General features: G+C 73.6%; 21 protein-coding genes. 11 read left to right on the top strand and 10 right to left on the bottom strand.

From position 1 onward, the window contains the following. Nucleotides 1–137: 137 nt before the first annotated feature. Together IW248_RS14300 and IW248_RS14295 are read right to left on the bottom strand one after the other, a co-directional pair. On the bottom strand, nt 138–1,139 hold the full coding sequence (locus IW248_RS14300; RefSeq protein ID WP_196927392.1) for an SDR family oxidoreductase: 1,002 nt from the start codon (nt 1,137–1,139) through the stop codon (nt 138–140). Next, on the bottom strand, nt 1,136–1,582 hold the full coding sequence (locus IW248_RS14295; protein ID WP_196927391.1) for an SRPBCC family protein: 447 nt from the start codon (nt 1,580–1,582) through the stop codon (nt 1,136–1,138). Before IW248_RS14295 ends, IW248_RS14300 begins: the two co-directional genes overlap by 4 nt. A gap of 155 nt (nt 1,583–1,737) precedes the next feature. Between IW248_RS14295 and IW248_RS14290 the strand changes: the two genes are divergently transcribed. From IW248_RS14290 to IW248_RS14255, 8 genes are read left to right on the top strand one after another with little or no spacing between them, the layout of a single operon-like run. Beyond that, complete coding sequence (locus IW248_RS14290) at nt 1,738–3,411, top strand: HAD-IIIA family hydrolase (protein WP_196927390.1); 1,674 nt, start codon at nt 1,738–1,740, stop codon at nt 3,409–3,411. After that, nucleotides 3,408–4,382: a glycosyltransferase gene (locus IW248_RS14285; protein WP_196927389.1), complete on the top strand. Its 975-nt coding sequence runs from the start codon at nt 3,408–3,410 to the stop codon at nt 4,380–4,382. The genes IW248_RS14290 and IW248_RS14285 overlap by 4 nt, the downstream gene beginning before the upstream one ends. Next, a complete protein-coding gene (locus IW248_RS14280; protein ID WP_196927388.1) occupies nt 4,367–5,584 on the top strand; it encodes a glycosyltransferase in 1,218 nt (405 codons plus the stop codon). Before IW248_RS14285 ends, IW248_RS14280 begins: the two co-directional genes overlap by 16 nt. After that, on the top strand, nt 5,584–6,273 hold the full coding sequence (locus tag IW248_RS14275) for a D-sedoheptulose-7-phosphate isomerase (RefSeq protein ID WP_372432321.1): 690 nt from the start codon (nt 5,584–5,586) through the stop codon (nt 6,271–6,273). Before IW248_RS14280 ends, IW248_RS14275 begins: the two co-directional genes overlap by 1 nt. A gap of 16 nt (nt 6,274–6,289) precedes the next feature. Beyond that, the gene (locus tag IW248_RS14270) at nt 6,290–7,750 is read left to right on the top strand and encodes a PfkB family carbohydrate kinase (protein ID WP_196927387.1); all 1,461 of its coding nucleotides are present in this window, start codon (nt 6,290–6,292) and stop codon (nt 7,748–7,750) included. Beyond that, entirely contained in the window at nt 7,747–8,448 is a 702-nt protein-coding gene (locus IW248_RS14265) for an SDR family oxidoreductase (protein WP_196927386.1), read from the top strand. Before IW248_RS14270 ends, IW248_RS14265 begins: the two co-directional genes overlap by 4 nt. Next, nucleotides 8,445–9,407: a glycosyltransferase family 9 protein gene (locus tag IW248_RS14260; protein WP_196927385.1), complete on the top strand. Its 963-nt coding sequence runs from the start codon at nt 8,445–8,447 to the stop codon at nt 9,405–9,407. The genes IW248_RS14265 and IW248_RS14260 overlap by 4 nt, the downstream gene beginning before the upstream one ends. Further along, nucleotides 9,391–10,374, top strand: a complete 984-nt coding sequence (locus IW248_RS14255; protein WP_196927384.1) for a DNA topoisomerase IB — start codon at nt 9,391–9,393, stop codon at nt 10,372–10,374. Before IW248_RS14260 ends, IW248_RS14255 begins: the two co-directional genes overlap by 17 nt. A 155-nt stretch (nt 10,375–10,529) precedes the next feature. Here the strand turns inward: IW248_RS14255 and IW248_RS14250 are convergent, their stop codons facing one another. After that, nucleotides 10,530–11,564 (bottom strand): AraC-like ligand-binding domain-containing protein, encoded by a 1,035-nt coding sequence (locus IW248_RS14250; RefSeq protein WP_196927382.1) that lies wholly within the window; start codon nt 11,562–11,564, stop codon nt 10,530–10,532. A 10-nt stretch (nt 11,565–11,574) separates the two neighbouring features. Then, nucleotides 11,575–12,336, bottom strand: a complete 762-nt coding sequence (locus IW248_RS14245; RefSeq protein WP_196927377.1) for a TetR/AcrR family transcriptional regulator — start codon at nt 12,334–12,336, stop codon at nt 11,575–11,577. A gap of 82 nt (nt 12,337–12,418) precedes the next feature. On the opposite strand from IW248_RS14245, the gene IW248_RS14240 reads away from it, so the two are divergent. Next, nucleotides 12,419–14,008 (top strand): MFS transporter, encoded by a 1,590-nt coding sequence (locus IW248_RS14240; protein WP_196927370.1) that lies wholly within the window; start codon nt 12,419–12,421, stop codon nt 14,006–14,008. Here IW248_RS14240 and IW248_RS14235 read toward each other — a convergent pair. The 4 genes from IW248_RS14235 to IW248_RS33520 all read right to left on the bottom strand — a co-directional run bounded on the left by IW248_RS14235 (nt 13,998) and on the right by IW248_RS33520 (nt 17,458). Next, complete coding sequence (locus tag IW248_RS14235; RefSeq protein ID WP_196927367.1) at nt 13,998–14,501, bottom strand: hypothetical protein; 504 nt, start codon at nt 14,499–14,501, stop codon at nt 13,998–14,000. The genes IW248_RS14240 and IW248_RS14235 overlap by 11 nt on opposite strands. Before the next feature lie 88 nt (nt 14,502–14,589). After that, nucleotides 14,590–16,221 carry a RecQ family ATP-dependent DNA helicase gene (locus IW248_RS14230; RefSeq protein WP_196927364.1) on the bottom strand — a complete coding sequence of 544 codons (1,632 nt, stop codon included), beginning with the start codon at nt 16,219–16,221 and terminating at the stop codon, nt 14,590–14,592. Nucleotides 16,222–16,294: 73 nt separating this feature from the next. Next, entirely contained in the window at nt 16,295–17,245 is a 951-nt protein-coding gene (locus tag IW248_RS14225) for a TIGR03557 family F420-dependent LLM class oxidoreductase (protein ID WP_196927362.1), read from the bottom strand. A gap of 87 nt (nt 17,246–17,332) precedes the next feature. Continuing rightward, a complete protein-coding gene (locus IW248_RS33520; RefSeq protein ID WP_255750123.1) occupies nt 17,333–17,458 on the bottom strand; it encodes a hypothetical protein in 126 nt (41 codons plus the stop codon). A gap of 217 nt (nt 17,459–17,675) precedes the next feature. Here IW248_RS33520 and IW248_RS14220 point away from each other — a divergent pair, with 217 nt between their 5' ends. After that, the gene (locus IW248_RS14220; protein WP_196927361.1) at nt 17,676–19,166 is read left to right on the top strand and encodes a glycoside hydrolase family 3 protein; all 1,491 of its coding nucleotides are present in this window, start codon (nt 17,676–17,678) and stop codon (nt 19,164–19,166) included. Between the two features lie 10 nt (nt 19,167–19,176). Here IW248_RS14220 and IW248_RS14215 read toward each other — a convergent pair whose 3' ends face one another. Both IW248_RS14215 and IW248_RS14210 read right to left on the bottom strand, forming a co-directional pair. Beyond that, a complete protein-coding gene (locus IW248_RS14215; RefSeq protein WP_196922212.1) occupies nt 19,177–19,464 on the bottom strand; it encodes a GNAT family N-acetyltransferase in 288 nt (95 codons plus the stop codon). Beyond that, on the bottom strand, nt 19,461–20,687 hold the full coding sequence (locus IW248_RS14210; protein WP_196927360.1) for a cysteine desulfurase-like protein: 1,227 nt from the start codon (nt 20,685–20,687) through the stop codon (nt 19,461–19,463). Before IW248_RS14210 ends, IW248_RS14215 begins: the two co-directional genes overlap by 4 nt. A 96-nt stretch (nt 20,688–20,783) precedes the next feature. On the opposite strand from IW248_RS14210, the gene IW248_RS14205 reads away from it, so the two are divergent. Further along, nucleotides 20,784–21,149, top strand: a complete 366-nt coding sequence (locus tag IW248_RS14205) for a hypothetical protein (RefSeq protein WP_196927359.1) — start codon at nt 20,784–20,786, stop codon at nt 21,147–21,149. Nucleotides 21,150–21,206: the final 57 nt, after the last annotated feature.

Genomic DNA, 21,206 nt, shown 5'->3' with positions numbered 1-21,206 from the left:
CGGTTTGCGGACAAGGGTCGTGTAAAGGGTATCCAGTTGCCGCATTCGCTCCGAGGGAGGCACCCCTTCCGGGCGTTGCGGACCCTCGCCGCCCCCGTGGGCGGGTGTCGAAGACCTGGTCAGGGACGTTGCGGTGGTCAACGCCGACGGCGAGCGACAGCGGTGAGGGCGAACGCCGCGATGGCGAACGCGACGCCGGTGAGCGCCGGCTTGTGCGTGCCGACCCAGAGCGCCGCGGAACGGTCCCGCGCCTGTTCGAGGAACACACCCGCCGTGCCCCGGTCCGTGTCCGCGTCGCCGGGGTGATCCAGATTGTCCCGCCAGGTCGCCGGATCGATCTTCTCACCGGTCTGCTGACTGTCGTAGCCGTCGCGGGCCAGCTTCCGGTCGAGCAGGCCGGGGAACAGGGCGTCGGCCAGCCGGGCCTGCCAGGTCGGGCCGCCCACGTTCAGCTCCCTGGTGCCGCGGTCGGCGGTCCAGACGATGGCCCGGGCGGCCAGCTCGGGAGTGAAGATCGGCGGCACCGGCTGCGGATGCCGGGGCAGCCGGGTACGGACCCAGGAGAACTGTGGCGTGTTGAGCGCGGGCAGCTGCACCATTGACAGCTTCACCCCCGGGCAGTCGTGCAGCAGCTCGGCGCGCAGCGAGTCGTTGAACCCCTGGACGGCGTGCTTGCTCGCGCAGTACGCCGACTGCAGCGGGATGCCCCGGTAGGCCAACGCCGAGCCCACCTGCACGATCGTGCCCCGCCCGTGCGCCCGCATGTGCCGCAGCGCGGCGAGGGTGCCGTGCACCGTGCCCAGGTAGGTGACCTCGGTGACCCGGTGGAACTCACGCGCCGGGATCTCCCAGGCGGGCGCGAACACCGACGCCATCGCGTTGTTGATCCACACGTCGATGCCGCCCCAGCGGTGCACCACGTCGTCGGCGGCCTGCTGCACCGCGCCCGCGTCGGCCACGTCGACCCGGTACACGCGCACGTCGGTCGCGCCGCGCAGTCGGCACTCCCGCTCGGCGGCGACCAGACCCGCCTCGCCCCGAGCCAGCAGCGCCAGCCGGGCGCCGCGTGCCGCGTACGCGTGGGCGACGGCCCGGCCGACGCCGGCGCTCGCGCCGGTCACCACAACGGTCCGGGTCACGACGCCCCCTTCTGTCGGGTGGCGATGTCGGCGAGTCGGGCCAGCGTCTCCCGGTTCCGCCGGTGCAGCACCAGATCGTTGACCTTGTTGTGGACCCAGCGCAGCGGGCCGGCGGCGAAGTCCTCCCCGAGACGCACCCGCGTGGCGCCCGCGCCCACGGGTTCCAGCGTGAAGGCCACGATCGCCTCGCCCGCCGGCCAGAGCCCGGCCTTGAGCACGAGCCGGTGAGGCGGTTCGCAGACCAGCACCGTCGAGGCGTCCTGCAGGGAGAGCGGCCAGGGCCCGGCACGGTGGTGCAGTTGGCTGCCCACGCGGGGCCAGGCGTCGTCCACGTCCCGCATGTGCGCCGTGCCGACCACCCAGTCGCTGTACGTCCACCCGTCGGCGAGCACGTCGAACACCTGCTGCGGGGGAGCGTCGATCACTTTCTCCACAATCGCCACCGGGATCCCATACCCGGGGCACGGCACGGGCTAACGGCTGCGGGGTTAGCTTCTCCGGCCCGGCGGGTAAGGCCGACCCGGGGCATCGCTGGCGGCGCTGGCCCACCGCCTCCACGACGACGTTTACTCCTCGGGGCGCAGGGAACCCGCCGGCTGTGCGACAGGACCAGGAGGATCCGTATCAGCGCAGGTCAGCCCAGGTGTACGCCACTGCTGACCGCGCTGGTTCCGGGTCTGTCGCAAGCCCTCGACCCATCCTGTACGACGCGGTGCTGCTGGACCGCGACGGCACCCTGATCGAGGACGTGCCGTACAACGGCGACCCGGAGAAGGTGCGGCCGGTGCCGGGCGCGCGGGCGGCGCTGGACCGTCTGCGCGCTGCCGGGCTGCGGCTGGCCGTCGTCACGAACCAGTCGGGCCTGGCCCGGGGCTACTTCACAGGTGAGCAGATGCGGGCGGTGCACGCCCGGGTCGAGGAGCTGTTGGGCCGGTTCGACGCGTGGCTGGTCTGCCCGCACGACGACGCCGACGGTTGTGACTGCCGCAAGCCGGCGCCCGGTCTGGTGCACGCCGCCGCCCGCGAGTTGGGCACGACCGCGTCCCGGTGCGTGCTGGTGGGCGACATCGGCCGGGACGTCGCCGCCGCGCTGGCCGCCGGGGCCGCGGGGGTGCTGGTGCCCACCCCGGTCACCCGGCCGGAGGAGATCGCCGCCGCCGGGTGGGTGGCCACCGATCTGCCGGCGGCGGTGGCGGAGATCCTGCGCCGCCAACAGGCCGTACAGCCCTCGGCTCTGCCCACCGAACCGGTACGGACGGCGCTCGTGGTCCGCTCGGATTCCGCGGGTGACGTGCTGGTCACCGGGCCGGCGATCCGCGCTGTCGCGGCCGGGGCGGAGCGGGTGGTGCTGTTGTGCGGGCCGCGCGGGCGTGCCGCCGCCAACCTGCTGCCCGGCGTCGACGAGATCATCGAGCATCCGCTGCCGTGGATCGACCCCACGCCGGGGCCGGTCGACCCGGAGGCCGTGCGGAGCCTGACCGCGCGGCTGGGCGGGGTCGGCGCGGACCAGGCCGTGGTGTTCACCTCGTTCCACCAGTCCGCGCTGCCGCTGGCGCTGCTGTTGCGGATGGCGGGGATCGGCCGGATCGCGGCGATCAGCGACGACTACCCGGGCTCGCTGCTGGACATCCGGCACCGGGTGCCGGTCGGCGTCCCCGAGCCTGAACGTGCCCTCTCCCTGGCCGCCGCCGCCGGCCACCGGCTGCCCGACGGCGACGAACCAGTCCTCCGGCTCCGCCGGGACGCCGTGCCGCCGCGCCCGGTCGACCTCGGCGACCCGGGGTACGTGGTGCTGCACCCCGGGTCGGCCGCGTCGAGCCGGGCCTGCCCGCCCGAGGTGGCGACCCGAATCGTCGGGGCGCTGACCGACGCCGGGCACCGGGTGTTCGTCACCGGCGGCCCGGACGAGCGCGCGGTCACCGCCGGTGTCGCCGCGGCCGGCGGCACCGACCTGGGCGGCCGCACCGACCTGGCCGGGCTGGCGGCGATCGTCGCGGACGCCAGCGCGGTGGTGGTCGGCAACACCGGGCCCGCGCACCTGGCGGCCGCCGCCGGCGTGCCCGTCGTGAGCCTCTTCGCCCCGACCGTCCCGTTCGGACAGTGGGGGCCCTACCGGGTGCCCACCGTGCGGCTCGGCGACGCCGCCGCGCCCTGCCGGGACACCCGGGCGGCCAGCTGCCCCGTCCCCGGGCACCCCTGCCTCAGTGGCATTGACCCGGACGAGGTGGTCGACGCGCTCCGGACGCTCGCCGTCGGTGGTGGCGGCCGATGAACATCCTGCTCTGGCACGTGCACGGCTCCTGGACCACGTCGTTCGTGCACGGCGCCCACCGCTACCTGATTCCCACCACACCCGACCGCGGCCCGTACGGCCTCGGCCGGGCCCGCACCTACCCGTGGCCGGACAGCGCGGTCGAGGTCAGCCCGGAGGAACTGCCGGGCACCGACGTCGACCTGGTCATCCTGCAACGACCCGAGGAGATCGACCGGGCCGAGGAGTGGCTTCGTCGCCGCCCCGGCCGCGACCTCCCCGCGATCTACGTCGAACACAACACCCCCAAGGGCGACGTGCCCAACACGCGGCACCCGATGGCCGACCGCGACGACCTGCTCATCGCCCACGTCACAGGGTTCAACCAGATCTTCTGGGACACCGGCGCCACCCGCACCACTGTGGTCGACCACGGCATCGTCGCCCCCTCCGTGTCCTACACGGGCGAGCTGGACCGCCTCGCCGTGGTGATCAACGAGCCGGTACGGCGAGGTCGCGTCACCGGCACCGATCTGCTGCCCCAGTTCGCCGAGATCGCGCCGCTGGACGTCTTCGGCATGGGTGTCGCCGGCCTGGCCGACCACCTGGGGCTGCCCGCCGACCGGCTCACCAGCCACGACGACGTGCCCCAGGACCGGATGCACGCCGAACTGGCCCGGCGGCGGGCGTACCTGCACCTGTGCCGGTGGACCTCCCTCGGGCTCAGCCTCATCGAGGCGATGGCGATCGGCATGCCGGTCGTCGCGCTCGCCACCACCGAGGCGGTGATGGCGGTGCCCCCGGAGGCGGGGACGCTCGCCACCCGGACCGACACCCTGCTCGACGCCGCCCGCCGGTTCATCAGCGAACCGGCGACCGCGCGTCAGGCCGGAGCGGCGGCACGAACCGCCGCGCGCGACAGGTACGGCCTCGACCGTTTCCTCGCTGACTGGGACCGGCTGCTGGAGGAGGAAGTATGCGGATCGCGATGATCTCGGAGCACGCCAGCCCGCTCGCCGTCCTCGGAGGGGAGGATGCAGGCGGCCAGAACACGCACGTCGCGGAGCTGTCCGCCGCGCTCGCCGCAGCCGGGCACGAGGTGCGGGTCTACACCCGCCGCGACGCGCCCGACCTGCCGGTGACCGTCCGCAGCCCGGACGGGTACGACGTGGTGCACGTGCCGGCCGGCCCGGCCGAGCCGGTGGCCAAGGACGCGCTGCTGCCGCACATGCGGGAGTTCAGCAACTGGCTGATCGAGCGCTGGCGCGGCGGCGACTGGGTGCCCGAGGTGATCCACGCGCACTTCTGGATGAGTGGTCTGGCCGGGCTGACCGCCGGTCGGCAGACCGGGGTGCCGGTGGTGCAGACGTACCACGCGCTGGGCACCGTGAAGCGCCGCTACCAGGGTGTGCAGGACACCAGCCCGGCCCGACGGGTCTCCTACGAGCGGGAGCTGGGCCGCTCGGTGGACCGGATCGTCGCGCAGTGCCGCGACGAGGTGGGCGAGTTGGTCCGGATGGGTGTGCCCCGGTCCCGGATGACAGTGGTGCCCTCCGGGGTCAACCTCAGCACCTTCGCCCCGCTCGGACCGGCCGCCGACCGGGAACCGGGCCGGGCCCGGATCCTCACCGTGGGTCGGCTTGTCGAGCGCAAGGGCTTCCAGACCGTGATCCGCGCGATGGCGCTCGTTCCGGATGCCGAGTGCGTGGTCGTCGGCGGCCCACCCGAGGGGCTGCTGGAGACCGACCCGTACGCCCGCCGGTTGCGGGCCCTCGCGGAGTCGTGCGGGGTCGCCGATCGGGTGCACCTGGTCGGCGCGGTGCCCCGGGAGGAGATGGGCCGCTGGTACCGCTCGGCGGACCTGCTGGTCGCGGCGCCCTGGTACGAGCCGTTCGGGTTGACCCCGCTGGAGGCGATGGCCTGTGGGGTGCCGGTCGTCGGCACGGCCGTGGGCGGCATCCGGGACACAGTGGTCGACGGGACGACCGGCGACCTCGTGCCGGCCCGGGACCCGCGCGCCCTGGCCACCGCGATCCAGGGGCTGCTCGACGACCGGATCAGGCGCTTCGCGTACGCGACGGCGGCGCGGGAGCGGGCTCGGACGCGGTACTCGTGGGCGGCCACCGCCGAGCGGCTGGTCGAGGTCTACAGCGAGGTCGCCGCCGTGCGCCGGCCGACCCGGGTGGTGGCCTGATGCCGACGGGCAGCCTGCTCGACACCCACCTGACGAATCTCGCCGCGGCGCTGGTGCCGTACCGGCGGTGTGAGCGACAGTTGGCGCGCTGGGGTGCGGACCTGGCCCACCGGCTGGCCGCCGGGGGGCGCCTGCTGGTGGCCGGCAACGGCGGCAGCGCCGCCGAAGCCCAGCACCTCACCGCCGAGCTGGTCGGGAAGCTGCGTGACGACCGTCAGCCGCTGTCCGCGATCGCCCTGCACGCCGAGACGAGCGCGCTCACCGCCATCGCCAACGACTACGGCTACGCCGACGTGTACGCCCGCCAGGTGCGCGCCCACGGCCGCCCCGGCGACGTCCTGCTGCTGCTGAGCACCAGCGGAACCAGCCCCAACCTGGTCACCGCCGCACAGGCCGCCCGCGACGTCGGTGTGACCACCTGGGCGCTCACCGGCGCCACCCCCAATCCGCTCGCCGACGTCTGCGACGACGTGCTGGCCGTCGCGTCCCCGGACACCCAGGTCGTCCAGGAGCTGCACCTGGTGACCAGTCATCTGCTCTGCGAGTACCTCGAACAGGAGTTGCCCGCCGCGTTGGCGGCGGTCGCCGACCCGGCGGTCGTCTACCCCGCGCCCGGGGAGCCGGCGCCGGTGCGCGCCGGGGTCGAGGTGGTGCTCGACGGCGGGACCGGACAGCAGGTCGACGCGTGAGGATGAGGAGGCAAGCGTGAGGGGACCGGTGGTGGTGCTCGGGGACACCCTGCTCGACCGGGATGTGGAAGGTGTGGTGAACCGGCTCTGCCCGGACTCCCCGGTGCCGGTGCTCGACGAGACCGCAGCCACCGACCGACCGGGGGGCGCCGGGCTGGCGGCGGTGTTCGCCGCCGCGCAGGGCGCCGAGGTGGTGCTGGTGACCGCGCTCGCCGACGACGCCGGCGGGGCCCGGCTGAGCGCTCTGCTCACCGCGGCCGGCGTGCAGGTCTACCCACTGGCCCTCTCCGGGGCGACGCCGGAGAAGATCCGACTGCGGGCCCGGGGGCGGGTGCTGCTGAGGCACGACCGGGGCGGCACGTCCGGGGAGCCGGGTCAGCCCTCCGACGAGGTGCTCCGGGTGATCGCCGCGGCGTCGGCGGTCCTGGTCAGCGACTACGGCCGAGGGGTGGCCCGGCAGCCCGCGCTGCGGGACGCGTTGGCCGCCACCCGCGCGCCGGTGGTGTGGGACCCGCATCCGCGCGGCCCGGCGGCGGTGCCCGGCGTACACCTGGCCACCCCGAACGAGTCCGAGGTGCGCGAGCTGGTCCCCGCGCTGCCCGGTGCCTCCCGACTGGCCACCGCGTCGCGCGGCGCCCAGGGGCTCCGGCGGCGCTGGCGGGCCGGCGCGGTCGCGGTGACGCTTGGCGGTGACGGCGCGCTGCTCTGCCACGCCGGGTCGACGCCGCTGGTGGTGCCGACGCCGGGTAGTGCCGAGGGGGACACCTGCGGTGCCGGTGACCGGTTCGCGGCGGCGGCCAGCCTGGCGTTGGCCCAGGGCGCGCTGGTCTCCGAGGCCGTGCAGGTGGCGGTCGCCGAGGCCTCCGCGTACGTGGCGGGTGGGGGAGTGGCCGCGGCGCTGCCTCCGTCGGGGCCGCCGGTGCGGACCAGGAGCGGGCCGGGCTCGCGGGCCCTCCAGCCCGGACCACGCGGTGGTGCGGTGGCTGACCGGGTGGGGGTCGCGGCCGTCGCCGCACTCCTGGGTGAGGTACGCGCCGCGGGTGGCACTGTGGTGGCGACCGGCGGTTGTTTCGACCTGCTGCACGCCGGGCACGTGGCCACCCTGGAGGCCGCCCGGCAGCTCGGCGACTGCCTGATCGTCTGCCTGAACTCCGACGACAGTGTGGCCGGGTTGAAGGGGCCGGATCGCCCGGTGCAGTCCGAGGGTGACCGCAGCCGACTGCTGGCCGCCCTGAGCTGCGTCGACGCGGTCCTCATCTTCGACGAGCCGACCCCGGCCGCGGCCCTGTCCTGGGTACGCCCCGACGTCTGGGTCAAGGGCGGCGACTACGCCACCGGCGGTGGGGACGCGTCCGCAACCCTGCCGGAGGCGGACGTCCTGCGCCGGTGGGGTGGGAACACAGTGGTGGTGCCCTACCTGGACGGTCGTTCCACCACCGACCTGATCGTCCGCACGCTCGCGGGGCGGACCCGATGACCGCCACGCGGCCCGGCGCCGGGCCCACCGTGCTGGTCACCGGCGGCGCCAGCGGGCTCGGCGCCGCGGTGGTCGCCGCAGTGGCCGCCTCCGGTGGCCGACCGCTCGTGCTGGACCGGCAGCCACCTGTCGACGGGGTGTCCTGGACCGAGTGCGACCTGGCCGACACGCGAGCCGCCGAGGTGGCGACCCAGCATCTCGCCGAGCAGGCCGGTGGCCTGGACGCGGTGGTCACCGCCGCCGGCACGGACGTGCCGGGCCGACTCGCCGACCTACCGGGGGAGACCTGGGACCGCATCGTCGCCGTCGACCTGCTGGCCACCGCGGCGGTGATCCGGGCCGCGCTGCCGTTCCTGCTGACCTCGCGGGGCCGCATCGTCACTGTCGCCTCCACCCTGGGCGTCAAGGCGGTCAGCGACGCCACGGCGTACTGCGCGGCGAAGTTCGGGGTGGTGGGGTTCACCCGAGCCCTCGCCGCCGAGCTGGCCGGTCAGGTCGGCGTCACCCTGCTCATCCCGGGCGGTATGCGCACCGCGTTCTTCGACGAACGGGACCCGCAGTACAAGCCGGGGCCGGACGCGATCCTCAACGAGCCCGCCGACACCGCCGCCGCGATCATGTTCGCGCTCAACCAGCCGCCCGGCTGCGCGGTGCGCGAGATGGTGGTCTGCGCCGAGCAGGAGACCTCGTACCCGTGATCCTCGTGCTGCGCGCCCTCGGCGTCGGCGACCTGGTGACCGCGGTGCCCGCGCTGCGGGCGCTGCGGGCCGCGTACCCCGCGCGGGAGTTGGCCCTCGCCGCTCCCGCCTGGCTGGCCCCGCTCGTCGACCTGGTCGGCGGCGTCGACCGGCTGGTCGACACCACCGGGCTGGACCGACCCCTCCGGATCGGGTCGCCCCCGCGGGTGGCGGTCAACCTGCACGGGCGCGGCCCGCAGTCGCACCGGCTGCTCACGGCCACCCGGCCCGCCCGGCTGATCGCCTTCGCCAACCTGGACGCCGGGTGGGCCGACGGCCCGGCCTGGGACGGCGACGAGCACGAGGTGGACCGGTGGTGCCGGCTGCTGTCCTGGTACGACATCCCGGCCGACCGCGCCGACCTCAGCCTGCGTCGGCCCGGGTCGGCCGGACTGCCGGGACTGCCCAGCGGTGTCACACTGCTACACCCGGGCAGCAAGATCCCGGCCAAGCGGTGGCCCGCCGAGCGGTTCGCCGCACTGGCCCGGGCGCTGACCGACCAGGGACACCGGGTGCTGCTCACCGGCTCGGCCGACGAACGTGCGTTGGCGGCCCGGGTGGCCGACGCGGCGGGCCTGACCCCGGACGCGGTGCTGGCCGGCCGGACCGACCTCGGCGCGCTCGCCGCGCTGGTGGCCGACGCCCGGCTGGTGGTCAGCGGGGACACCGGCGTCGCCCACCTGGCCACCGGGTACGGAACCCCGTCGGTCGTCCTCTTCGGGCCGGTGCCACCGGCGCACTGGGGGCCGCCACCGGACCGGCCGCGGCACCGGGTGCTCTGGGCCGGCGAGGCGGATTGGCCCAGCTGGGACGGGGTAGGAAGCCACCCGACGATGGCTGCTCTGCGCCTCGACGAGGTGCTGGCCGCCGTGGCCGAGGTGCTGAGGGTGGTGCGGGTTTCCGGTGCGGTTGCGGCGTAGCGACCCGGGTCGACCGGGGTACGGACGGCGTCGGCGCGGGCGGGGCTGGCTCTTCGTCGACCCGTCCGGGGCTCCGGTGCGGGATCCGGATGTCCTGGCCCGGCTGCGGGAGTTGGTCATCCCCCCGGCCTGGCAGGACGTCTGGATCGCGCCGCATCCGAACGGGCACATCCAGGCGATCGGGATCGACGCGGCCGGGCGCAAGCAGTACGTCTACCACCCGCGGTGGCGGGAGAAGCAGGACGAGGCGAAGTTCGACCACATGTTGGAGGTGGCCCGGCGGCTGCCGGTGCTGCGCGAGCGGGTGGGGCGGGACCTGGACGGCCCTGGACTGGGACGGGACCGGGTGCTGGCGACGGTGGCCCGACTGCTGGACATGGGGATGTTCCGGGTCGGCAGCGACCAGTACGCGAACGGCGACGACCCGACGTACGGGGTGTCCACCCTGCGCCCCGAGCATGCCCGGTCCCGGGGCGGCTGCGTGGTGTTCGTGTTTCCCGCGAAGGGGGGCATCGAGCAGGTACGCCGGATCGAGGATCCGGAACTGTGCCAGGTGCTGATGAATCTGCGCCGGCGTCGGCGACGGGCGGAGCGGCTGTTCGGCTACTGGGACGGCCGGGAGTGGCGCGACGTGCGCAGCGACGAGGTCAACGGCTACCTGCGCGACGCCAGCGGTGGGGAGATGACCGCGAAGGACTTCCGCACCTGGCACGCCACAGTGCTCGCGGCCACCGAGTTGGCCACCGCGGGCCCGGCGCGCTCGGTGACCGCCCGGCGCAGGTCGGTGGTCGCCGTCATGCGTGCGGTGGCGGAACTGCTGGGCAACACGCCGACGGTTGCTCGTGCGTCGTACGTGGACCCCCGGGTGGTCGACCTCTATCACGACGGGGTGGTGGTGTCGGTGGACCCGCGGGCGCCTCGCGAGGAGGCGGAGCGGGTCGTGCTGGAGCTGCTGGAGAAGTCCTGACCGGCCCCGTCGACGATTCTGGGGGGAAGCGCGACGGGACCGGAGCCTCGGGCGTCAGTGGGGTGCCACCGGGCGGCCGCCCGCCGCTCGCGCGGCGGGCGCCTCGCCACGGCCCCCGTTGGCGGCCCACCAGGCGATGGCAGACCGCGTTGGTGTCAGTCTGCCGGCAGCGAGTTGACGGTGGACGCCTGGCGGTTGACGATCTGCGCCAAATCCGAGCCGCTGTCACGGTGTTCCTGCGCTGTGGTTCCGTACGCGGCCCGGAATGCCCGGCTGAAGTGGGCCTTGTCGGGAAACCCCCACCGCGCCGCGACGGTCTGCACCGGCAGGTTGCGCAGCGCCGGGTCGGTCAGGTCGCGCCGGCACCGGGCCAGCCGCAGGTCCCGGATGTACGACGCCACAGTGGTGTCCTCGGCCTCGAACAACCGGTGCAGGGACCGCACCGAGATGTGGTGGGCGTCGGCGACGACCTGTGGGCCGAGCGTCGCCTCGCCGAGGTTGCGGTGGATGTACGCCTGCACCTGGGTGAGCAGCGCCCGGCGGCGGACCTCGGTGGGCACGGCGTCCTCGGCGACGAGGTGCCGGCCGAGCATTGTGGTGGCCAGGTCGAGCCCCACCGCGCCCAGCCGGGTGGTGTCGGCGGCATGGTACTGCTCGGGGTGCCCGGTCACCTGGAGCAGGAACTGCGCCAGCAGCGCCCCGATGCCCTCGCTGCCGGACATCCGGCCGCCGTAGAGGGCGGCCATCCGCTGTGGTGGCAGGGGCAGGGCGGCGTGCGGGATCAGCGTGATGATCGAGGTGGCCTGGTTCCGATCCGGCTCGGTCGCGTGGTGGCAGACGTCGTGTGGCCGGGACGCGTCGTAGAAGGTGAACTCGCCGGCCAGGATCTCGCTGCGCCGACCGTCCTGGCTGGATGTGCCGATGCCGCCGGTGGTGAGGGCGAGGATGTACAACTCCGGGTCGGACTGACGGACCAGCTTCCGGGTCCGGGTGGCGTCCAGCGACGGGTATTCGTACTGCACCAGCTGGATCGGGCCGAGGTCGAGGAAGTCGGCGCGGGCGGCGAAGTCGTCGCTGTGCGCGGACTGGATGCGCAGCGGCGCCGAGGTGCGCGCCACCAGGTCCAGCCACATGCCGAACCGTTCGCCAGGTGGCAGGACTGTGGTGTCGATCGTTGCTCTCGGCAGCATCGGGGCTCCCTCAGCCCGCCCGGCGCTGGATCAGCGCCTCGACGCCGTCGAGGATCCGATCCAGGCCGAAGACGAACTCGTCGTCGGGGTTGTCGTCCTGGTAGAGCACGCCGGCGCTGAGCACCCGGTGCAGCGCGGGGAAGCGGGCGGGGTCGATGAGCCGGGCCACCAGCCGACCGTACGCGGGCATCATCTCGCTGGGCTCGACGCCGGCCGCCCGGGTGCCCTCGGCGATCTGCGAGGTGAGGGTGGCCTCGTTGCGGACGTACCCGGTGATCAGCAGGAGCACCGACATCTTCTCGCCCTCGGCGAGCGTGGTGCCGTCGAGGCAGCGCAGCCCGTCCTCTATCCAACCGAGCTGCTGCGGGGTGATCGGTGGGCCGCTGATCGGGACGTGCAGCAGCCAGGACCGTCGCCGCAGCACCTCGTGCTCGGCCCAGGCCCACCGGGTGAGGCCGGTGCGCCAGTCGTCCTCCGCAGCGGGCGGACCGGGGGAGGGGCCGTACCCGGTGTCCACCATGAGCATCAGCAGCTCGTCCTTCGAGCCGACGTACCGGTAGAGGGCCATGGTCGCGGCGCCCAACTCCTTGGCCACCCGGCTCATCGAGACGGCGGCCAGGCCGTCGGCATCGGCCACGCGTACGGCGGCGTCCACGATGGTGGGCACGCTCATTCCCGGCCGAGGGCCCTTGGGTGGGCGTTCCCGCAGCCCCCACACGCTCTCGATGGCCGGCGGGAGTACGGGCCCGCCGTCGTCTGTCTTCGCCGCCACATTTCCTCCTTGCCCCGCCATCCTAGTTCTGCGTATGGTCTACGCATAACAGCGTACGACATACGCAGAAGGGAAACTGATCATGACGACCACCACCACACCGGCACCGCGGGCGGGCCGGCGCGAGTGGATCGGGCTCACGGTGCTGATGCTGCCGCTGCTCCTGGTCTCGATGGACGTGTCGGTGCTCTACTTCGCCGTCCCGTTCATCAGCGCGGAGTTGCGCCCCACCGCCACCGAGCAGCTCTGGATCTTCGACATCTACGGCTTCGTGCTGGCCGGGCTGCTCATCACCATGGGCGCCCTGGGTGACCGGATCGGCCGACGGCGGCTCCTGCTGGTCGGCGCCACCGCGTTCGGTGCGGCGTCGCTGCTGGCCGCGTACGCCGACAGCACCGCGACGCTCATCGCCGCGCGGGCCGTGCTCGGTGTCGGCGGGGCCACCCTGATGCCCTCGACGCTCGCCCTGGTGCGCAACATGTTCCACGACGCCAAGCAGCGTGGCACCGCCATCGGCATCTGGACCGCCACCCTCACCGGCGGCATCGCCATCGGCCCGGTGCTCAGCGGCATCCTGCTGGAACACTTCTGGTGGGGCTCGATCTTCCTGATCAACATCCCGGCGATGCTGATGCTGCTCCTGCTCGTCCCGCTCCTGGTGCCCGAGTTCCGCAACCCGGCGGCCGGGCGGTTCGACCTGATCAGCGCGGTGCTGTCGCTCGGCGCGCTGCTGCCGGTGATCTACGGCATCAAGGAGATGGCCCGCGACGGCCTGAGCACGGTGCGGGTCCTCGCCATCGTGGGCGGCCTACTGGTGGGCGCGCTCTTCCTGCACCGGCAGCGGACCCGGGCGTACCCGATGGTCGACCTCGCGTTGTTCCGCCGTCCCGGCTTCGCCGGGTCGCTCGCCGTCAACCTGGTGGCGATGTTCGCCCTGGTCGGCTTCGCCATCTTCACCACCCAGCACCTGCAGCTGGTGCTCGGCCTGAGCCCGCTGCGCGCGGCACTGTGGAGCATCGTGCCGTCCCTCGCCGTGGGCGGAATCGCACCGGCCGCCGCCGCCCTCGCCCAGCGCGTCGAACGGGCGTACCTGATCGGTGCCGGGTTCGGGATCGCCGTGCTCGGCTTCGTGGTGCTGACCCGGGTCACGCCGGAGACGCCGCTGTGGCTGCTGCTCGTCGGCGCCAGTGTCTACGCGGGTGGCCTGGTGATGGTGATGTCCCTCGTCACCGAACTGGTCCTCGGCGCGGCGCCGCCCGAGCAGGCCGGTGTCGCGTCGGCGCTCACCGAGTCCAGCAGCGAACTGGGTGGTGCGTTGGGAATGGCGATCCTGGGCAGCGTCGGCGCGGCGGTCTACCGCCGCGAGATCGTTGACGGACTGCCGGCCGGGCTGCCCGCCGACGCCGGCGCCGCGGCCCAGGAGACCCTGGCCGGCGCGCTCGCGGTCGCCCAGGGGCTGCCGGCGGATCTGGCCGACGCGGTGCGGCACGCCGCAGCTGTCGCGTTCACCGACGGGCTGCACCTGGCAGCGTACGCCGCCATGGCGGTCATGCTGCTGGGGGCGATCACCGCCCTGGTCGCGCTGCGCGGCATCCGACCGGCCGACCCGACGGCGCTGGCCGCCGAGCCGACCGGTCCGGCCGACACGTCGTTGTCGTCGCTCAGTCGGTGAGCACGTGCGCGAGCCGGTCGCGGAATCGCCGCTCGGAGTCGCTGACCGACTCGCCGCCGATGCCCAGCAGCCCACCGCTGGACGCGGCGCCCACCACCTGCTCGGCGATCTTCACGAGCCAGTGCTTGTACGCGCCGGCCTCACCCTCGTCGACGCGGCCGGCCAGCAGCTCGGCCGCCTGGCCGGCCCGCAGCAGCACGTCGTCGATGTACGCCCCGGGGTCGGTGGGCGCGATGGCCGGCAACTCCTCACCGGTCTCCGGGTCGCCGACCCGGGTGACGATCTCGCCGGCCACGGCGGCGACCAGCGGGCTGGCCGACTCCCGGCCGGTGGCGATGGTCTCCAGCCCGGCCGCGTTCTCCGCCATGGTCCGGCGGGTGCCGTCGGACTCGGCGGCGCTCGCGGCCGTCAGCACCGACTGCGGCAGGCCGACCAGCAACCCCCACTCCCCGTCGGAGAAACCGAACCCGGTGTACGCCGGCTGCTCGATCACGGCAACGCCCCTTCCGCCCTGCTCAACTTGGTCAATCGGTGCTCTGCTTGGTCGATCCACCGGGCCCGACAACGGTGCCCGGGTCAGGCTAGTCCAGGGTCAGCAGGCCCTGTTCGGACACCACGCGCACCGACAACGTCTTGTACCCGACCTCGTCGAAGAGCACCGTCATCTTGTCCTCCTCGTACGAGAGCACCAGGCCGGGCCCCCACTCCGGGTGACGCACCTGGCTGTGCACCGGGAACGGCCCGACCGCTCCCTGGTCGGCCACGCTGGTGCCGTTGTGGCAGTTGTCGCAGTGGCCGCAGACGTGCGTCATCTGCTCGCCGAAGTAGGCCAGCAGGGTCTGCCCCCGGCAGGCCCGGGTCTCGGCGAAGGCCCGCATCATGTCGGTGCGGGACCGGGTCACCGTCTGCTGGCGCTCCGCCTCGGCCAGCGCCGCCGCGGCGGCGTCGGTCGGGGTGGGTGAGTAACGGGGAGCGCCGATGCGTTGCCGGGCGCGTGGCTCGGCCGCGCCGACCTGCTCCAACAGGGAGAGGTACTGGCCCAGCTTGCGCGGCCCGAGACCGGTGGTCTCGCGCAGCTCGGTCTTGGTGGCCGGCTTGCGGCGCAGCAGCGCGGCGAGGTCGCGCAGCTCGTCGACGTCGGGCAGGCCGCCGCTGAAGAACCGTTGCAGGCCCACGTCCTCGGCCTGCCAGAGCAGCAGCACCCGGGCCGGTTGCCCGTCGCGCCCGGCCCGGCCGATCTCCTGGAAGTAGCTGTCCGGCGAGTCGGGCAGCGCCATGTGCGCCACCCAGGCGATGTTCGGCTTGTCGATGCCCATTCCGAACGCCGAGGTCGCCACCATGATGGGGACCTGGTCGGCGAGGAAAGCCTCGTGCAGTTCGTGACGTGCGCCGGCCGCCATCCCACCGTGGTAGAACTGCGCCGGGAAGCCGGCGTCGGTCAACCGGGTGGCCAACTCCTCGGCGGCGCGACGGGTCGGCACGTAGATGATCCCGGGCCGCTCGTCGTCGCGCAGCAGCGTGATCAGCCGCCGCCACCGGTAGTCCTCGGTGGGGCAGTGCGCGACCTCGACGAACAGGTTCGGCCGGTCCAGCCCGGAGACCACCACCTCCGGCTCGCGCAGCCGCAGCCGGGCGATGATGTCGTCGCGTACCGGAGGGGAGGCGGTGGCGGTCAGCGCGACCACCGGCGGTCGACCGATGCCGTCGATGAGGTGCCCGAGCGCCAGGTAGTCGGGGCGGAAGTCGTGCCCCCACGCGGAGATGCAGTGAGCCTCGTCGATCGCCACAAGCGCCGGCTTCAGCGCGGCGACCTCGGCCATCCGCTGGGGGTTGCTGAGCTGTTCCGGGGTGATGAAGAGGAACTCCGCCCGACCCTCACGGATCTCGGTGATCGCCTCGGCCTGCTGGGTGGCCGACTCGTTCGAGCTGATCCGCACCGCCCGCAGCTCCGGGCGTTGCCGCTCGTTGAGGGAGGCGATCTGGTCCTGCTGGAGGGCCAGCAGCGGGGAGATCACCACTGTGGGGCCGGGGATCAGGCTGGCCGGGATCTGGTAGATCGCCGACTTGCCGGCGCCGGTGGGCAACACCACAAGCGCGTCGCGTCGCTTCATCACCGCGCGCATGGCGGCCAGTTGGTTGGGCCGCAGCGCCTTCCAGCCGAAAAGGCTGCGGGCCGCGCGGCGCAACGTCATCGAGTGCGTGGACAGTTTCATCGAGGGCCGGAGGTACCCGAGCCCATGACCGCCGAAACGCGTTCCGACGATCATGAGCTCGCCGATCCGCGACTCAGCGCAGGCGGGGCAGGACTTCGCGCTGGTAGAGGTCGAACAGGCCCTGGTAGTGCGGGCCGGTGTTGGCCACGTAGACCTCGTCGAAGCCGGCCTTGGCGTACTTGTCGATCATCTCCAGGTGCGCGTCGGCGCTGTTGCCGCAGACGAACGCCTCCTTCAGCATCTCCGGCTTGACCAGCTCGGCGGCCTGCTCGAAGTGTCGCGGCGAGGGCAGCACCTGGGACAGCTCACCCGGCACCCCCGCGTTGGGCCAGCGCTCGTACGCGATGCGCAACCCCTCCTCCGCGCTGTCCGCGTACGCCGCCTTGAAGCCGGCCTGGCACGGCTTGTCGCCGCCGCCGTTCTCGCGGAAGCGCCGGACCATCTCGCCGTCGGGCATGGTGCTCACGTAGCCGTCGCCGATCCGGGCGGCCAGGTCGATGGCCTTCGGCCCGAAGCCGGAGACGTAGATCGGCGGGGGAGTGTCGGGCAGCGTGTAGATCCGCGCCTGCTCCACCGTGTAGTGCTTGCCGTGGTGGCTGACGAAGTCGCCGCCCCACAGCGCGCGCAGCACCTCGACGGCCTCCTCCAGCATCTCCAGCCGGACGTCGGCCTGCGGCCAGGCGTCGCCGAAGATGTGCTCGTTGAGCGCCTCGCCGGTGCCGACGCCGAGCACGAACCGTCCACCGTGCAGCACCGCGCTGGTCGCCGCCGCCTGCGCGATCACGGCCGGGTGGATCCGCAGGGTCGGGCAGGTCACCGCCGTGGTCACCGGCAGCGAGCAGACCTGGCTGACCGCGCCGATCATCGACCAGACGAACGGGCTCTGGCCCTGCGCGTCCACCCAGGGGTGGTAGTGGTCGGAGATCCACAGCGCCTCGAAGCCGGCCCGTTCGGCACCGCGCGCCTGCTCCAGCAACTCGGCCGGCGTGAACTCCTCACTGGACAGAAAATATCCGATCTTCATGGCTTACCCCTTCGGCACGCGGACCTGCTGATGGGAGAGCCGTACCCCGGTGGTGCCCGGTCACACCGGTTCTCGACGTGCGGCGGGTCAGCGTCGGCCGAACATCGCCCGGATCGCGGCGAGGAGCAGCAGGGCGCCGACCACCAGGCCGAGCAGGCGTACGCCGGGGATGTCGGCCGGGCTCGTCGCGTCGGCCAGCAGGACGGGATCCATCCCCGCACTCTCCCCGGGGAACGGCCCGCCCGGCAACTGTAAGGTTTATTGACTATTGAATCGCTCAGTGTGACCATGGCAGGACCGCCTGCCGGTGGCGGTGCGCCGAGGGCGCGCGAGAGATGGGGTACGGGGGCCGCATGAGCGAGCGCAACCAGCGGATCGACGGGGGCGCACCGTCGCCGGTGATCGATATGGATCACTGCGAGGGGGCGGCGTGACCACGACCACCGGGCACCTCCCGGCGCTCGCCGCCGCCGTCCTGCAACCCGGCTTCGTCGGCACCACCCCACCACAGTGGGTGTGCCGTTGGCTCGGCGACGGTCTCGGCTCGGTGGTGCTCTTCGCCCGCAACGTCGTCGACACCGAGCAGGTGGCCGCGCTCACCGCGACGCTGCGCGCGGAACGGCCGGACGTCATCGTGGCGATCGACGAGGAGGCCGGCGACGTCACCCGGCTGGAGTCGGTGCACGGCAGCTCCCGGCCCGGCAACTTCGCCCTCGGCGCGGTCGACGACCCGGCGCTGACCGAGGCCGTCGCCCGGGACCTCGGCGTCGAGCTGGCCACGGCGGGCGTCACCCTCAACTACGCCCCGGACGCCGACGTCAACTCCAACCCGGCGAACCCGGTGATCGGCGTCCGCTCCTTCGGCGCCGACCCGGCGCTTGTCGCGCGGCACACCGCCGCCTGGGTCCGGGGGCTCCAGGCCGGCGGCGTCGCGGCCTGCGCCAAACACTTCCCCGGGCACGGCGACACCCGCGTCGACTCACACCACGACCTGCCCCGGATCACCGCCGACCGGGACCGGCTGGACGCCTGCGAACTGGCCCCGTTCCGCGCCGCCGTGGCCGCCGGGGTGCAGGCGGTCATGACCGGCCACCTGCTGGTGCCCGCGCTCGACCCGCACCTTCCGGCGACGCTGAGTCAACGCATCCTGGGTGGGTTGCTCCGTGACGAGCTGGGCTTCTCCGGTGTGGTGGTCACCGACGCGGTGGAGATGCGCGCGGTCGCCGACCGGTACGGCTTCGCCGGAGCGACGGTCCGCGCCCTCGCCGCCGGGGCCGACGCGATCTGCATCGGTGGCGAACGGGCCGACGAGCAGGCCGCCCGTGAGCTGCGCGACGCCATCGTGGCCGCCGTCATCTCCGGTGAGCTGCCCGAGGAACGTCTCGCCGAGGCCGCCAAGCGCGTCGGTCAACTCGCCGCCTGGACGGTGGCGGCCCGCAGCGCCGGCCTGGCCGGAGCGCGTGGCGCCGCCGACGTCGGGCTGGTCGCCGCCCGCCGGGCCGTCCGGGTCACCGCCGGCCCCGGTACGACTGTCGCGCTGCCCCTGACCCGCGCGGCACATGTCGTCGAGTTCGAGCCGCTGCGCAACATCGCCATCGGCGCCGAGACCCCGTGGGGCATCGGCGGGCCACTGGGCGAGCTGCTGCCCGGCACCAGCACGGTCCGCTACGCCGAACCCGACGTGCCGGCGGACCCGGGCGCCGGGGCGGACGCCCGCCCCCTGGTGCTGGTCGTCCGCGACCTGCACCGGCACGACTGGATGCGCGCCGCAGTGCACCGCGCGTTGGCCGTCCGACCCGACGCGGTAGTTGTCGAGTTGGGCGTGCCCGAGCTGGTCACCGGGGCGGTGCACCTGGCCACCCACGGCGCCACCCGGGCCAGTGGACGGGCCGCCGCCGAGGTGCTCACCGGCGCCCGCTGACGGGCCCGCCCTACGGAAGGTCGGCGACCAGGTCGGCGTACTCGGGGTGCTTGTCGATGAACGCGGCCATGAAGGGGCACTGCGGCACCAGCTTCGTGCCGCGTGCCCGGAGCTGGTCCAGGGTGCCGCGGATCAGCGTGCCGCCCACCCCCTTGCCCTGAAAGCCCCGGTCCACCTCGGTGTGGGTGAAGACCAGGACCTCCCCGCGCGGCAGGTACGCGGTGAAGCCGGCCAGCGCGTCGTCGACCAGGATCTCGAAGCGGTGCTTCGCCGGGTTGTCCTCGACCAGGGTGCTCATCCGGCCATTCTCCCCGCCGGGTCGGCCAGCGCGTCGAGTTCGCCGAGCAACCGGTCCACCTCGTCGGCCGTGTTGTAGTGATAGATGCTGGCCCGCACCGCGCCGCCGCTGTCGCGCAGACCCATCAGCTGGAAGTACTCGTAGGCGTAGTAGTCGCCGACGGAGAGGCAGAACCCGGCGGCGCCCAACGCCTCCTGGGTGGCAGCCGGCGACATCCCGGCGACCCGGAACGAGACCGTCGGACAGCGCCGCGCCGGCGAGCCGTAGACGGTGATCGCCGGCCGCTGCGCCAACCCGGCGAGCAGCCGGTCCAGCAGGGCCTCCTCGTGTGCCTGGGCGGCGGCCAGCCCGGCCCGCAGCCGCGCCCGCCGGTCCCCGACCGCGTCCGGGTCCAACCCCGCCAGGTGGTCCACCGCGGCGGTCACACCGGCCAGCAGCGGGAAGCTCGGCGTGCCGTACTCGAACCGGTCCGGCACCGCGTCGGAGGACGGCACCAGCTTCGCCGGGCGCAGCGCCGCCCACCGGGCCGGGTCCGCCACCATCGCCGCCAGGTGCGGCCCGGACCACTTGTACGCGCTGGTGACCAGCACGTCGGCGCCGAGCGAGCTCAGGTCGGTCGGGCCGTGCGGAACCGAGTGCACCCCGTCGACGTGGACCAACGCGCCGACCGCGTGCGCGGCCTTGGCGATCGCCGGCACGTCCGGCATGGTGCCGATGGCGTTGCTGCCGGCGGTGACCGCGACCAACCGGGTCCGCTCACCGACCAGGTCCGCGTACTGGGCCGCGGGCAACTCACCGGTGTGCCTGTCGACCTCGGCCCAGCGCACCGTCGCGCCGGCCGCCTCGGCGGCCTGCACCCACGGCCGCACGTTCGCGTCGTGGTCGAGCCGGGAGACCACCACCTCGTCCCCCGGGCGCCAGGCCGCGCCGAGCGTCCGGGCCAGGGTGTACGTCAGCGCTGTCGCACTCGGGCCGAGAACCACCCCGGCCGGGTCGCCGCCGAGCAGGTCGGCCACCGCCGAGCGGGCCTCGGCCACCAGCTCCAACGACCGGCGGCCCGCGACGTTGGCGGCGCTGCGGTTGCCGACCGCCGACCGCATGGCGTCGGTGACCGCGTCGATCACACCGGCCGCGGTCTGGGTGCCCCCGGCACCGTCGAGGTGGACGAAGCCCTCGGTCAGGGCGGGGTACGCGGCCCGGGTGCGGGCGATGTCGAACGGCATGTCCCGGACCCTAGCCGGTGCTCCTCGTACCCTGGTCGGCCGCCAGGTGATCACTGTTGGGCGGTGCCGTCGCGGATGTCTCGTACTCTTGGCGGGGTGACGAACCGACCCGCCACCGTGCCCATTCCCTCCGTCCGCCGCGCCGCCGGTCTCTTCGCCGGTCTGGCGCTCGGCCTCGCCGTGCTCGCCGGGTGCAGCTCCCAGGGCGCCTCCACCGACTGCGGGCTGGACGCCTGCACTGTCACCTTCGAGCGGGGTGTCGACGCGAGCGCCACCATCCTGGGCGTCGAGGCCAAGTTGGTCGGCGCCGAGGGTGACCAGGTGACCGTCGAGGTCGCCGGCGAGCAGCTCACCCTCACCACCGGCCAGCAGGCCGCCGAGGCCGGCGGCTTCGCTGTCACCCTGGACAGCGTGACCGACCAGCAGGTCAAGATCCGCGTAGCACGCAACCCGGGCAGCTGATCCGGGCGGGCGGCGGTGGCCGACGTTTGGGAATCTTCAGAATCGGAGATTGTGACG

This window comes from Micromonospora ureilytica, from assembly GCF_015751765.1.
Classification (GTDB): Bacteria; Actinomycetota; Actinomycetes; order Mycobacteriales; family Micromonosporaceae; genus Micromonospora; species Micromonospora ureilytica.
The sequence above is the reverse complement of the archived record's forward strand: the minus strand, read 5'-3'. Positions and strand labels throughout refer to the sequence as shown.

Bases quoted from the DNA above. Each gene is read 5' to 3' on its own strand.
- IW248_RS14285 (WP_196927389.1), top strand. From the start codon at position 3,408: ATGAACATCCTGCTCTGGCACGTGCACGGCTCCTGGACCACGTCGTTC.
- IW248_RS14240 (WP_196927370.1), top strand. From the start codon at position 12,419: ATGACGACCACCACCACACCGGCACCGCGGGCGGGCCGGCGCGAGTGG.
- IW248_RS14250 (WP_196927382.1), bottom strand. From the start codon at position 11,564: ATGCTGCCGAGAGCAACGATCGACACCACAGTCCTGCCACCTGGCGAA.
- IW248_RS14210 (WP_196927360.1), bottom strand. From the start codon at position 20,687: ATGCCGTTCGACATCGCCCGCACCCGGGCCGCGTACCCCGCCCTGACC.
- IW248_RS14265 (WP_196927386.1), top strand. From the start codon at position 7,747: ATGACCGCCACGCGGCCCGGCGCCGGGCCCACCGTGCTGGTCACCGGC.
- IW248_RS33520 (WP_255750123.1), bottom strand. From the start codon at position 17,458: ATGGATCCCGTCCTGCTGGCCGACGCGACGAGCCCGGCCGACATCCCC.
- IW248_RS14230 (WP_196927364.1), bottom strand. From the start codon at position 16,221: ATGAAACTGTCCACGCACTCGATGACGTTGCGCCGCGCGGCCCGCAGC.
- IW248_RS14275 (WP_372432321.1), top strand. From the start codon at position 5,584: ATGCCGACGGGCAGCCTGCTCGACACCCACCTGACGAATCTCGCCGCG.
- IW248_RS14225 (WP_196927362.1), bottom strand. From the start codon at position 17,245: ATGAAGATCGGATATTTTCTGTCCAGTGAGGAGTTCACGCCGGCCGAG.
- IW248_RS14215 (WP_196922212.1), bottom strand. From the start codon at position 19,464: ATGAGCACCCTGGTCGAGGACAACCCGGCGAAGCACCGCTTCGAGATC.
- IW248_RS14280 (WP_196927388.1), top strand. From the start codon at position 4,367: ATGCGGATCGCGATGATCTCGGAGCACGCCAGCCCGCTCGCCGTCCTC.